Below are 12,062 nucleotides of genomic sequence, written 5' to 3' on the forward strand. Positions count from 1 at the left end.
GAAATATGAGTAACGTGAATATGGAAATGACGGAGAGTCAGTACAAAAAGTTGACCGAGCTTGTTTATTTAGGGAATTGGCTAGTGAATGCCCACCGAAACGAAGAAATTACCCACTATGAAGAACTAGAACAATTTGTTTATAAAAATGCCGGGTTAGCCGATGTTGTGACATATGATGAAGAAGAAGATTTTTACAGCATGGCCCCTGAACAGGAAGAAAAACTCCATCGTTATATAAAGGAATATGAAGACTATAATTTTTGGGAAGAATTGACCTATCGACTGGCTAACCGTGACTTGTTGCGAGAGCTTGGGCCGAAAGGGAAACTGGAGCAAAAGGACATAGAAAGAAGGATTGAACTGGCTGAAGGATACGAGAACGAGTTTATAAAGAATGGATTGAGGAATGTGACCGTCAACAAAACCAGTTAGTAAAGGCAGCGCTCCCTTTTAGAGCGCTGCCTTTCTATTCATGTGCTGCACTGTTTATTCACTTGCTTCGGTCGTATTAAAAAACATTTTTTCATCTTTGTAAGTAGGGGTTTTTCCTTTATCACGATGCTGATCTTTCCCCATTTTTCCATCTGACTCGTAACTTTGCTTATACGTTTTCTTATCTTTGTCCAATTCTAAAACTCCTTTTATGTCGTAGGGTTGCCATGACCTGGTGCTGGTATGCAAATAATTCGAAAGAGAGGAGGTAGTGTCTATGTTGGAACCAATTCCTGATCATTTACGGAAACATTTGAAAATCCTGTTTGTAGGGTTTAATCCTAGTATTAAGTCATCTGAAACAGGTCATCATTATGCTAATCCAAACAACCGCTTCTGGACCATTCTCTATCGATCCGGACTGACACCTGTTAAGCTTTCCGCACAGGAAGATGCCCGGCTGCTGGAATATGGATATGGGTTAACAAACATCGTCTCGCGGCCGACAAAGGAAGCGGCTGATATAACGAAAGCGGAGTATCAGCGGGGAAGGGTGGATTTGCTGGATAAAATAACCCGTTATCATCCCAAAGTTGTTTGTTTTGTCGGGAAGGGAGTTTATCAGGAGTTTAGTCAGAAACGGCAGGTTCCTTGGGGAATGCAGGATGATCCTGTAAGCAGCAGCTATGAATTTGTAGCTCCGTCTTCGAGCGGCCTGGTCAGAATGAAACTGGACGAAATTACAGCTATTTATCAAAAATTGACAGAAGTATTGAAGAAAGGGGATGGCCACCAATGGAATTAGCTATCGTCACGGGAGCATCACGCGGTCTTGGCGCAGCTTTGACTAAGAGACTTTTGTTGCAAGGAACAAATGTCATCGGTATTTCACGACAGGATAATCAGGAGTTGCAGGAAATTGCTAAACAAAACCAGCTTCAGTATCAGTATTACAAATGTGATTTAGCCGACATCAAGGATGTTGAAAAAGTTTTTGAGCAGGTAGCAAATAAGGCTTTTAACGGTACCTTTGAAAAGGTTTATTTAATTAATAACGCTGGAGTAGTCAGTCCGATCGATACTGCCGGTAATTATGATACGGCTACTTTAAGCAATCATATCCAAGTTAATCAATTGGCTCCTATGACGACGACCAACTTACTGATTGCTGAGGCAGAAAAATCGTCTCTTCCACTAGTTGTAGTCAATGTCACTTCTGGTGCAGCGAATCGTTCTGTCTATGGCTGGAGTGCGTACAGCAGTACAAAAGCCGCGCTCAATCGATTTACGCAGACGGTCGCTCTCGAACAGAGTGCAAAAGAAACAGGAAATAAAGCCATATTGTATGACCCTGGCAAAATGGATACGGACATGCAAGGAACGATTCGCTCTTCCAGTGAAGAGCAATTCCAGGATGTGGAACAGTTCAAGCAATTGAAACAAGCCAATCAGTTACGGGGAGCAGAAATTGTCGCAGACCATCTGGTTTCCGTGATAAACCTCGGAGTCCGGCTGGAAAATGGTAAGATGTACAGTATCAAGGACGCTGATTAAAAACAATTTTGCCCCATAAAGGTGTAGATGGTGAGATAAGGCTGGGACATAACATAAAACCTTTTTAAAAACCGAACCATGACGGGAAAGGAAGGATGAAAAGAGTTCTGTTTCCAATGAAGGATGACAACCATTCCCACCGGCAATGAAGCACACATCTACCAACAGCATAAAAAGACGTCTATTAAAGGTTATCTTAAATGAAAAAATCAAAAGAGGCCGGGACAAAAGCATGGCTACCAAAGCAAAAACCGAGCGAATTCTAAATGCCAGTCAAATTCGTTCGGTTTTTATTTGTACATTTACATTTTCTTTTTATCCTGTTGTTTGATACGTGCTTCGAATCGCTACGGCAAGATACTTCGCGTTCCGTGGAAAGCGTAGTACCTTGCCGGAGTGGAAAGTTGCACTTTTCATAGGGTGGAACGTTTTGCTTTTTGCTCATCAAAAAAACCGAACGAATTGTGGAAGGTTTTCATTTTGGTCACGATGCTTTTGTCCCAGGCTCTTACTTTGGCTTCATGCTTTTATCCCAGCTGCTCCTTTACATAGTGATAAAGAAAATATCCGCTTTGAACAGAAAAATTTTTTCAGAAGGTTTGAAAGCGATTTAAGTAAGGGAAAAGATTGATATAGCATATTGGCAGTTTTCTGCTGTCAAAAAGAATGTACATCATGAAAAGCAAGCGAACTAAATTTGAAGAAAGGAGATATACATGGCACTTAACGTTGCGCAAAAATTGATGAAGGATCATTTGGTATCAGGAAAGATGGAAGCGGGAGAAGAAATTGGACTGAAAATTGATCAAACCTTGACCCAGGATGCAACAGGGACACTGGTTATGCTTGAACTGGAAGCTATGGGGATAGACCGAGTGAAAACGGAAGCCTCTGCGCAGTATGTCGATCATAATCTTATCCAGGTCGACCATAAGAATCCGGATGACCATTTATTCCTGGAAAGTGCAACAAGAAGATTCGGAGTCCACTTCAGCAAACCAGGAAACGGGGTGAGCCATCCGGTTCATATGCAGCGAATTGGGAAGCCGGGAAAAACGATGGTGGGCTCAGATAGCCATACCTGTGCTGCAGGATCAATTGGTATGCTGGCAATGGGAGCAGGTGGTATGGAAGTCGCGCTTGCCATGGCTGGCCAGCCATTCTACGTGAAAATGCCGAAAATATGGGGCGTGAACCTTACTGGTGAATTGCCGGACTGGGTAAGCGCCAAGGATGTTATCCTGGAACTGTTAAGAAGGCATGGTGTAAAAGGCGGTGTTGGAAAAATTATTGAGTTTTATGGACCTGGAGTCAGTCAACTCGGGGCTATGGATCGCCATGTGATTGCCAATATGGGGGCTGAATTGGGTGCCACTACTACTGTTTTTCCATCTGATGAAGAAGTGCGAAAATTTCTGGAGATGGAAGAGCGAGGCGAAGACTGGGTCGAGCTAAAAGCGGATAAGGATGCTTCCTATGATTTAGAGGAAGAAATCAATTTATCGATGTTGGAACCGTTAATCGCCAAGCCCTCCAGTCCTGGAAATGTCGTCCCTGTCCGAGAAGTGGCAGGTGAACCTATTTATCAGGCTTATATCGGATCTTCGGCAAATCCGGGATATCGCGATGTGGCAATCGTAGCGGAAATTTTGAAAGGGAAACAGGTTTCTAACAGTGTATCCCTGGATATTAATCCGGCATCTCGACAACTCTTGTCCGATATGACAAAGTCTGGACTGCTGTTTGAATTGATTCAGGCAGGAGGCAGGCTGCATCAGGCAGGATGTAACGGCTGTATAGGAATGGGGCAAGCGCCGGCAACCGGCAGAAACAGCTTGCGGACAACACCGCGCAACTTTCCGGGTCGTTCAGGTACCAAAGAGGATTCAGTGTTTTTGTGTAGCCCGGAAACAGCAGCTGCATCTGCCTTAACAGGAAAAATCACCGATCCGCGTGACCTGGATATGGAGTATCCGAAGGTTGAGCTTCCCGATAAGCCGACCATTAATAATGAATTGTTGGAGGAACCACTCCCTTTGGAGGAAGCAAGAAAAACGGAGCTTGTTAAAGGGCCGAATATATCGAAAATCCCTGAATTTGAAGCATTGCCAGATGAAATGGAATTACCTGTTTTATTCAAAGTTGGAGATGATATCTCGACAGATGAAATTTTAGCAGGCGGTGGGCGTGTCCTTCCTTATCGCAGTAATTTGGAGGAAATCAGTAAGTTTACTTTCGAAATTTTGGACGGAACTTATTATGAGCGGGCGATGGAAACGAGAGACGCCGGCGGTCATGTGATAATCGGCGGTAGTAACTATGGACAAGGCTCCAGCCGTGAACATGCTGCTCTCGCACCGCGTTATCTGGGGCTTCGCTTTGTTATCGTGAAGGATTATGCGAGAATTCACTGGCAAAATCTCGTCAACTTTGGCGTGTTGCCGTTAGAGTTTGTTCATGATGAGGATTATGACATGCTTGAACAGGGAGATGTACTGCGGGTGAAAAACCTGCATCGAACATTGCCGGCTACAAATGCATTGGAAGTTGAAGTGAAAGGGAAAGGACCGATAGAAGCTAAACACTCGCTTTCTAAACGTCAAATCGATGTCATGCTTCACGGAGGTTTGATTAACTGGGTCAAACAAGGTAAAGCCAAAAATAGTTAGATACGTCAAAACCTAACATATCAGTCCTTCAAAGAAGTGGCTGCCTCACTAGTAGAAAATCTATGGGGCAGCCATTTTTTAGGATAGGCAACAGTCTTACACCTGTTAGTTCTTTTGTGCGTCCTGATAATTGCGGTAAAGTGAGGATAAAAGATTATCAAGTGTTTTAGGCGCGTTCACCCCGTTGATTCAATCGAATCGGCAGGGTGCATTCGGGTCTGTAGCATCCTGGAACAATTGGAAAATTTGTTTTTGCGTATTCCGACTGATTGACAAGGGTGGCAACTGGTTCTCAGCAAAAAAAGCGGCATGGCTTGTTTCCACTCCGCCCGTCGGTTTGCCATCCTGCAGTTCGCATTGAACAAAAAATTTATAGACGTGATACGGCATCGGCGGGTGATCGTGCTGGATGGTATCATAAACGGCAAGCATTCGGACTGGTTTTACTTTTAATCCCGCCTCTTCCAATGTTTCCTTGGCAGCAACTTCACCTGGGGATAGCCCCACATCTCCCCATCCGCCGGGCAGTGCCCATTTCCCATCGGATTTTTCCTGAACCAGTAGAAGTTCCCCTTTTTCCAGTACAACAGCTCTTATATCCACTTTAGGCGTTTGATAGCCGGTTTCATTTGTAAACAAGTCTGTCAATTTAACAAAGGGGATGTCTGTATGGCTGGAGACAATTTCATTACTGATTTCCCGAAGGCGCTGAAAACGCTCTTGATCATATATATCTTGTGAATAAGCAAGACCTGCTTGTGCCAATGCCTGGATTTCTTTCGCCCAGGTCAGCCATTTCGGTTCCATGTCTGTACCTCCTGTCGATTTCATTTTAAGAAACGCCTTTTACAATAATGTTTGCTTTTAATCGAGACCATTGATTTACTTTCTCGTGTTTCCCTTCCCTGTTTTATTGGATGAGTACTTAACCAGCGCCGCGAAAATCCCCGCTTTCCGTGGGGAACACTTCCGTCTCCTCGTTGGCAAAAAACGTCCACTATACTGGTCAAATACCCAAATTCGATAAATGCCCTTCCGACTTCCAAGAAGCAACATACGCTATAGTACATCGGAAAAAGGAGGGATTGTTTAAATGAGTGGAGGAGCAGGTTACGGATATGGTTCCGGTTTTGCGTTGATTGTTGTCTTGTTCATCTTGCTTATTATTGTCGGGTCATCATGGTTTGGTGGTGGCGGTGGCTACGGCTACGGCGGATACTAATAAGCTCGACCGGTCCATTTAGATAAACCTAATCAATACAGGAGAGCTTCCAGTTGGAAGCTCTTTGTTTTGCTCTAATCCCCATGTTTTATTTTGGAGCTATTCTATTAAGGTAGCTATACCTTTGACTTCACCCAATTCTCGCACCTCCTGTAATTTCATTTCGTTTCATGCTTACTTGTTTTCTTCGTTGAAAAGAAAACAGACCATGTGTATTTCATCTACATATTTTTTTTCTTGTTTGATCGCATTTTTTTCTATTCCGTAACAGGTAAACCCCGCTTTTTTATACAAATGCTGAGCTGCAAGATTATCAGCTACTACGCTAAGTCCAAGTTGTTCTATGCCGATTTCCGCTGCATCTCGTTTTGCTCTCTTTAACAGTTCATATCCTACTCCGTTTCCTCTGGCAGATGCAGTCACATACATAGCCAGAATGTCTGCCTTATGAGCCACTTTTTCCTGTTCTTTTCGTAACATGGTGACAACACCGACAAGTTGTTTCTCCATGTATGCACCGTATGTATAATTAGAAACAGCCTCGAGTCTTTTGGCTGTCGAGTCAACCGGGTTCTCTTTTGCTAACGCAGCTTGATATGTAGTGAGAAATGCCTCTGGATTTTCCCGCAAAGCATCCAGTCTCAACTTCCAGTATTCAGCTGCATGGTCATGGCCAAGTCTGTGTATTTCCAATCAGATTCCTCCTGTAGAAACGAGAATAGATTTTCAGTTTATCATAGTATTACTGAATGTTGTGATTATTTTTAAGTGGTATTGTTTCAGGAGCTATAAAGTGTGACAGAACGATCCTGGACTTTCTTCTCTTACTTTATGGACAGGTTATTTTACGGAAAGGAACCGTCATGATAAACTTTATAATGGATAAAATCGCACAACGGAGATTATTAGCGCGTTTCATGCTCCTTTCATATACTGTTTATGCCCGTTGGTTCGGAAGATGATTTACCTGCCGTTTCCCTCATGATAAAATAGATGATGTAGAAAGGAAGTCATAGATGATTACACGTAAAAGCAATCGAGAAATTGAAAAGATGCAGGAGGCTGGCAAGCTGCTTGCATCCACCCATAAAGAAATAGCAAAAAGAATGAAACCGGGTGTTACCACCATGGAAATTGAGAAATTCGTCGAGGATTATCTTGCCAAGCATGGAGCAACAGCCGAGCAGAAGGGTTATAATGGTTACCAATTTGCTACTTGCGCCTCAATCAACGATGAAATTTGCCATGGGTTCCCTCGAGATGAAGCACTGAAAGACGGCGATATCGTCACCATCGATATGGTAGTCAACTTAAATGGAGGGCTTGCTGATTCTGCCTGGACATATGCAGTCGGCGATGTCGACGAGAAAGGGAAACGGTTGATGGAAGTCACCGAAAAGTCCCTTTACAAAGGAATAGAAAAGGCACAGGCTGGAAGCCGAATAGGAGATATTGGCCACGCTATTCAAACATATGCGGAAGCAGAAGGTTTTTCTGTTGTACGTGATTTTACGGGGCATGGCATCGGACCAACCATTCATGAGGATCCTCATATTCCCCATTTTGGTTTGGCAGGAAAAGGTCCGCGTTTAAAAGAAGGCATGGTTATCACAATCGAACCAATGTTGAATGAAGGCACTTGGCACAGTCAAATGGACAGTAACAATTGGACAGCACGGACAACTGACCAGGGAAGATCTGCCCAGTATGAACATACAGTAGTGATTACCAAGGAAGGCCCGAGAATTTTGACCAGTCAGGATGACATCTAAGAGAAAGCAGCAATTGCTTTCTCTTTTTATCGTCCCTGTTGGTTGCGAGTGTATAGCCGGCTTTTTAGAAAATGGCTATTACCAAGTGAAAGGAGGAGACGGTGTGCGGGTTATCTCTATTTGTCCGAGCAATACCGAGCTGCTTGATTATTTAGGGAAGGTGGATACGTTGATCGCGGTCGATGACTTCTCTGATTATCCTGAACGTGTCAAACAGTTGCCCAAAGTCGGTCCTGACTTATCAATCGATGTTGACAAAATTGCCGCGATGGGGCCCGATTTGGTTTTGGCTTCACTTAGTGTACCAGGCATGGAAAAAAATATTGAAGCGTTGGATAAACGGGGGGTTCCTTACATTATCTTGAATCCGAATTCTTTAGAAGAAATCGCCAAGGATTTGGAGACAACAGGTGCAGCAATTGGAGAAGAAGCTCTGGGCAAACAAAAAGCGTTGCAGTTCAAAAATGAAACCGCTTCCTTCCGGTTGGCAATGGCTTCTTCCTATAGGCCATCCCTTTATTGGGAATGGTGGCCGAAGCCAGTATTCACACCGGGAAGAGAAAATTGGCTCACGGAAATCAGCGAGCTGGCCGGCGCCCGGAATATTTTTGATTCGGAAGCAGAGGCAAGTGTACAAACGAACTGGGAAGAAGTAAGAAGCAGAAACCCAGACCATATTTGTCTGGTCTGGGTTGGCATTCAGGAACAAAAGATGCGTCCGGAATTAATCAAAAAACGTCCTGGGTGGAACGAGCTGGACGCTGTCCGGCAAAACCGGATTCATGTATTACCCGAGTCGCTGTTCTGCAGGCCATCGCCACGACTGCTGTTCGGTCTTGAAAAGCTGAACAAAATACTGGTGAAAGAACAAAGCCTTTAACGATCTCCTTTTATCATCAAGGTCAGCACAGGGCAAAGCATGCAGAAAAACGCAAATGGCAGGTATGTCAATACGGGTACTCCCAATACATCTGCCAAAAAGACACCGCATACGCTCCAAGGTACGAGCGGATTGATGACCGTGCCGGCGTCTTCCAATGTACGCGCCAATTTTTTTCGGGCGATTCCCTGTTCATCGTATATTTTTTTATAGGCTTCTCCGGTCAAAAGGATTGATAAATATTGTTCACCAATCAGGAGATTCGCTCCGATTGCCGTTAGCACAGTAGTCGTTGTCAATCTCCGAAGACTTGTCAGTTTGGACTGAATCGATTTTAATAGCGAGGGAATGATCCCAGTTACAAACAGCAAGCCACCTAACCCCAGAGCCAGAAGTACGAGGGAAATGGTCAAGAACATGGATTCCATGCCCCCTCTGCTCAGAAGACCGTCGACTGTTTCGATGCCTGTATTAGCCATGTATCCGGAATACCAGGTTTTCCAAATGGCCAGCCACCCCATGCTCCCGCTCAAGCCGGCAGTAAGCGTCGCCAGCAGACTGCTGGCAGCAATAGTCAAGAATGCCGGGATTTTAAACAAAGTGAGAACTATCAGGAGAACGAGCGGGAGCCAGGCATACCAATGCAGCAATCCAGAACCGGAAAGCCCCTGCTGATACTGATCAAGTTGAGTACCGCCAATCTGGCGGTTTGGCGAAAGGATGACAAAGATAATGAAAGTGATCAAAAAAGCCGGCAGGGTAGTCCAGGCCATGTTTTTAATATGCTGAAACAAATCGACTTCCACAATAGTCGAGGCAAGGTTGGTAGTATCCGAGAGTGGCGACATTTTGTCTCCGAAAAATGCCCCGGATACTACCGCTCCTGCCGAAACAGCCAATGATAAGTCCATGGCTTCGGCCATTCCGATAAAGGCCACACCGATGGTAGCGCTTGTTGTTAAGGAGCTCCCCAGCGCAGTTCCAATCAGAGCCGTAACGGCAAAAACAATGGCAAAAAACCAGGTGCCGCCGATGAGCTGGATGCCAGTATTCATTAGTACCGGTATAGTGCCGCTCACCATCCAGCTGCTGATCAGGATACCAATCAATAAAAATAGAAAAACGGCACCAATACCCGTCCGTGCACCTTCAGCCATTCCCGACTGCAAATCGGCAAACGGAATTCTTTTCAGAAGACCGTAAATTGTTACAGTCAAGACAGCCAGGATAAGAGGAATGTGCGGAACTGTTTCTAATTTAATGATAAATAAACCAATAATGACGATGACCAGTACCAGCAACATGGCGGCTTCCTGCCATGGCGGTGTCTGTTTGGGATTAATCTGAAACATAAGCATACTCCTTTTCTCGTTTTCAGCTTTTTCCTTTTGGGTCTCAGGAAGCTTCCTATCCATGAGGGGGGCGGACAAAAATAAAAAAAGCTCCATCCCTGAAAGGGACGAAGCTTTTTACTCCGCGGTACCACCCTAATTGATGAACGAATCCATCCAGCTTTTAAAACTGCCGCTTCTTGCGATCCTGTAATTCAACTTTACCCTGCCCGGGCTTCCACCAACCGCCCGGTCTCTATTGACTGACAGCAGTAAAGTCTACTTCGGAATCTGCGGAAAACTTTTATGGTAATCTGTTTCCGTGAATCATACAATAAAGCTTGTCTCCCTGTCAACGCCTGCTTACATGGTAAATAGTTGAAACTCTTTCTATTTAACTAGCATTCCGGTATAATGAATGAAAAATTTTTTTACATACCGGAGGGCAGCACATGTCAATAAAAGCAGTTGCAAAAACAGAAGAATCTGCTCGTCTTTATATGATTCAGAAAGGGATATCCAGAGGGGTACCGATTATGCTTGGCTATTTACCGGTTGCACTTACATATGGTGTACTGGCAAAACAGGCAGGAATGACGATTGTCGAGATCACCTTAATGAGTGTGCTTGTTTTTGCCGGAGCAAGCCAGTTCATGGGAGCTGGTATGATAGCGATAGGCACCGGGGCAATCGAAATTATCATTGCGACGTTTGTACTCAACTTCCGTCATTTTGTGATGAGTTTTTCGTTTATGAACCGGCTTCGTTTCATCGGTTTGAAGTGGAAGGTGCCTCTTTCACTCGGCTTGACGGATGAAACCTTTTCGGTCGCCTCCATGCATACGGAGGAGGCCAAGCAGGAAAAAGGGATGTATTTTTATGCAGCCTTAATGATAACAGCATATTCTGCATGGGTAGTTGGTTCTTTTTTAGGCGGGGTTCTAGGTGATATCATCCCGGCTGTTTTAAGCCAGAGTATGGGGATTGCATTATATGCCATGTTTATCGGTTTGCTTCTGCCCAGCGTCAGGAAGGAATTGCGGGTTGGTTTGATAGCGCTCATTGCGATGCTGGTCAATGCGTTTAGCAGTCAATTTATCAGTGATGGTTGGGCGATTGTACTTGGAACGCTCTTAGGCGGGCTGTGCGGCGTCTTTTTGCTAAAGGGGGAAAGGCAATGATTTTGTTCATCATCCTTGGCATGTCACTCGTTACCATGATTCCGCGAATACTACCAGCTTATATCGTCGACAAGGTCCATTTTCCAGAATGGATGAATAGGTGGCTTAACGCCATTCCTTACGCGGCTTTAGGGGCATTGATTTTTCCGGGAATATTGACAGTAAAACCCGATCAGCCGCATATAGGATTGATCGGCGGAGCTGTAGCTGTCATGTTGGCTTTCCTGGGGCTTAACATCATTCTTGTCGTTATCGGTGCTATTGCGACTGTCTTCCTTTTAACAATTTAAAGAAACAGAAGTTTGGTTTCCGGGTTACCCGATCTATTGGAAGTATAGATACAGAAAGAGGGGAAAAAAGGATGTACCGTATCAGAAAAGCTGAATTAAAAGATGCAGAGCAAATAGCCAATGTGCATGTGAACAGTTGGAAATCAACGTATTTTGAGCTGATTAATGAAAAAGATATGTCCAATATTACCTTCGAAAACCGGAAGGCCTTGTGGGAAACGATTTTGAAAATGCCAACCTCCGGTCAAGTTGCCTTGGTGGTAGAAAATACAGACGGGGAGATTATCGGCTTTGTATCAGGGGGCAAGGAACGGACGAAACGCTTTGGCTATGATGGGGAAATATATGCTATTTACTTGTTGGCAGATTATCAACAGCAAGGGCTTGGCACTTGGATGCTTGCGGCTTTCACGGAAGAAATGGTAAAGGAAGGCTATCAATCCATGCTGGTGTGGGTGCTTACCCAAAATCCGTCGAGCAGATTTTATGCAAAACACGGGGCACGTCAAATTGAGAAAGAAGATACAACCATCGGTGAAGGCACTTATCAGGAGTCTGCTTTTGGTTGGAAAGATATCCATGAATTATCGAAAAAACTGCAAAGCATGGAACAGCGGAGTTAAATAGAGTGGGTGGGGCCAAAAACGTGATCGATGCTTTGGCCCCACCCACTTTCATCGTATCAATTATAAAATCCGGGGTAGTACGGTCTGGCTCCAGCTGCTTCAC

General features: G+C 44.5%; 14 protein-coding genes. 10 read left to right on the forward strand and 4 right to left on the reverse strand.

Going from position 1 to position 12,062, the window contains the following annotated elements:
- The first annotated feature begins 5 nt into the window (after window positions 1-5).
- A complete protein-coding gene (locus ERJ70_RS04280) occupies window positions 6-434 on the forward strand; it encodes a hypothetical protein (protein WP_209367408.1) in 429 nt (142 codons plus the stop codon).
- Between the two features lie 54 nt (window positions 435-488).
- Here the strand turns inward: ERJ70_RS04280 and ERJ70_RS04285 are convergent, their stop codons facing one another.
- The gene (locus ERJ70_RS04285) at window positions 489-629 is read right to left on the reverse strand and encodes a hypothetical protein (RefSeq protein ID WP_209367409.1); all 141 of its coding nucleotides are present in this window, start codon (window positions 627-629) and stop codon (window positions 489-491) included.
- Window positions 630-714: 85 nt separating this feature from the next.
- Here ERJ70_RS04285 and mug point away from each other — a divergent pair, with 85 nt between their 5' ends.
- The 3 genes from mug (at window position 715) to ERJ70_RS04300 (ending at window position 4,657) form a co-directional block, all read left to right on the forward strand.
- Window positions 715-1,239 carry a G/U mismatch-specific DNA glycosylase gene (gene mug, locus ERJ70_RS04290; RefSeq protein ID WP_209369123.1) on the forward strand — a complete coding sequence of 175 codons (525 nt, stop codon included), beginning with the start codon at window positions 715-717 and terminating at the stop codon, window positions 1,237-1,239.
- Window positions 1,230-1,988 (forward strand): (S)-benzoin forming benzil reductase, encoded by a 759-nt coding sequence (locus ERJ70_RS04295; protein ID WP_209367410.1) that lies wholly within the window; start codon window positions 1,230-1,232, stop codon window positions 1,986-1,988. Before mug ends, ERJ70_RS04295 begins: the two co-directional genes overlap by 10 nt.
- Window positions 1,989-2,704: 716 nt before the next feature.
- Window positions 2,705-4,657, forward strand: coding sequence for an aconitate hydratase (locus ERJ70_RS04300; RefSeq protein WP_209367411.1), 1,953 nt, complete (start codon window positions 2,705-2,707; stop codon window positions 4,655-4,657).
- Window positions 4,658-4,846: 189 nt separating this feature from the next.
- Here the strand turns inward: ERJ70_RS04300 and ERJ70_RS04305 are convergent, their stop codons facing one another.
- Complete coding sequence (locus tag ERJ70_RS04305; RefSeq protein WP_209367412.1) at window positions 4,847-5,464, reverse strand: NUDIX hydrolase; 618 nt, start codon at window positions 5,462-5,464, stop codon at window positions 4,847-4,849.
- A 286-nt stretch (window positions 5,465-5,750) separates the two neighbouring features.
- Between ERJ70_RS04305 and ERJ70_RS04310 the strand changes: the two genes are divergently transcribed.
- Window positions 5,751-5,879, forward strand: coding sequence for a YjcZ family sporulation protein (locus ERJ70_RS04310; RefSeq protein WP_074598195.1), 129 nt, complete (start codon window positions 5,751-5,753; stop codon window positions 5,877-5,879).
- A gap of 174 nt (window positions 5,880-6,053) precedes the next feature.
- Here the strand turns inward: ERJ70_RS04310 and ERJ70_RS04315 are convergent, their stop codons facing one another.
- On the reverse strand, window positions 6,054-6,572 hold the full coding sequence (locus ERJ70_RS04315) for a GNAT family N-acetyltransferase (RefSeq protein ID WP_245208112.1): 519 nt from the start codon (window positions 6,570-6,572) through the stop codon (window positions 6,054-6,056).
- A 323-nt stretch (window positions 6,573-6,895) separates the two neighbouring features.
- On the opposite strand from ERJ70_RS04315, the gene map reads away from it, so the two are divergent.
- Both map and ERJ70_RS04325 read left to right on the forward strand, forming a co-directional pair.
- Window positions 6,896-7,651, forward strand: coding sequence for a type I methionyl aminopeptidase (map, locus tag ERJ70_RS04320; RefSeq protein WP_209367413.1), 756 nt, complete (start codon window positions 6,896-6,898; stop codon window positions 7,649-7,651).
- A gap of 103 nt (window positions 7,652-7,754) precedes the next feature.
- Entirely contained in the window at window positions 7,755-8,531 is a 777-nt protein-coding gene (locus tag ERJ70_RS04325) for a cobalamin-binding protein (protein ID WP_209367415.1), read from the forward strand.
- On the opposite strand, the gene nhaC is transcribed toward ERJ70_RS04325, so the two are convergent.
- The gene (gene nhaC, locus ERJ70_RS04330) at window positions 8,528-9,883 is read right to left on the reverse strand and encodes a Na+/H+ antiporter NhaC (protein WP_209367417.1); all 1,356 of its coding nucleotides are present in this window, start codon (window positions 9,881-9,883) and stop codon (window positions 8,528-8,530) included. The genes ERJ70_RS04325 and nhaC overlap by 4 nt on opposite strands.
- A 431-nt stretch (window positions 9,884-10,314) precedes the next feature.
- Here nhaC and ERJ70_RS04335 point away from each other — a divergent pair, with 431 nt between their 5' ends.
- The 3 genes from ERJ70_RS04335 to ERJ70_RS04345 all read left to right on the forward strand — a co-directional run bounded on the left by ERJ70_RS04335 (window position 10,315) and on the right by ERJ70_RS04345 (window position 11,956).
- Window positions 10,315-11,043 (forward strand): AzlC family ABC transporter permease, encoded by a 729-nt coding sequence (locus ERJ70_RS04335; RefSeq protein WP_209367419.1) that lies wholly within the window; start codon window positions 10,315-10,317, stop codon window positions 11,041-11,043.
- Window positions 11,040-11,333 carry an AzlD domain-containing protein gene (locus ERJ70_RS04340; RefSeq protein WP_209367420.1) on the forward strand — a complete coding sequence of 98 codons (294 nt, stop codon included), beginning with the start codon at window positions 11,040-11,042 and terminating at the stop codon, window positions 11,331-11,333. Before ERJ70_RS04335 ends, ERJ70_RS04340 begins: the two co-directional genes overlap by 4 nt.
- A gap of 71 nt (window positions 11,334-11,404) precedes the next feature.
- Window positions 11,405-11,956 (forward strand): GNAT family N-acetyltransferase, encoded by a 552-nt coding sequence (locus tag ERJ70_RS04345; RefSeq protein WP_209367422.1) that lies wholly within the window; start codon window positions 11,405-11,407, stop codon window positions 11,954-11,956.
- Window positions 11,957-12,062: the final 106 nt, after the last annotated feature.

The organism is Sediminibacillus dalangtanensis (genome assembly GCF_017792025.1).
GTDB lineage: Bacteria > Bacillota > Bacilli > Bacillales > Amphibacillaceae > Sediminibacillus > Sediminibacillus dalangtanensis.

Excerpts from the sequence above, each read along its gene's own strand:
- ERJ70_RS04300 (WP_209367411.1), top strand. The coding sequence starts at position 2,705 with ATGGCACTTAACGTTGCGCAAAAATTGATGAAGGATCATTTGGTATCA.
- nhaC (WP_209367417.1), bottom strand. The coding sequence starts at position 9,883 with ATGTTTCAGATTAATCCCAAACAGACACCGCCATGGCAGGAAGCCGCC.
- ERJ70_RS04335 (WP_209367419.1), top strand. The coding sequence starts at position 10,315 with ATGTCAATAAAAGCAGTTGCAAAAACAGAAGAATCTGCTCGTCTTTAT.
- ERJ70_RS04305 (WP_209367412.1), bottom strand. The coding sequence starts at position 5,464 with ATGGAACCGAAATGGCTGACCTGGGCGAAAGAAATCCAGGCATTGGCA.
- ERJ70_RS04295 (WP_209367410.1), top strand. The coding sequence starts at position 1,230 with ATGGAATTAGCTATCGTCACGGGAGCATCACGCGGTCTTGGCGCAGCT.
- ERJ70_RS04280 (WP_209367408.1), top strand. The coding sequence starts at position 6 with ATGAGTAACGTGAATATGGAAATGACGGAGAGTCAGTACAAAAAGTTG.
- ERJ70_RS04345 (WP_209367422.1), top strand. The coding sequence starts at position 11,405 with ATGTACCGTATCAGAAAAGCTGAATTAAAAGATGCAGAGCAAATAGCC.
- map (WP_209367413.1), top strand. The coding sequence starts at position 6,896 with ATGATTACACGTAAAAGCAATCGAGAAATTGAAAAGATGCAGGAGGCT.
- ERJ70_RS04340 (WP_209367420.1), top strand. The coding sequence starts at position 11,040 with ATGATTTTGTTCATCATCCTTGGCATGTCACTCGTTACCATGATTCCG.
- ERJ70_RS04310 (WP_074598195.1), top strand. The coding sequence starts at position 5,751 with ATGAGTGGAGGAGCAGGTTACGGATATGGTTCCGGTTTTGCGTTGATT.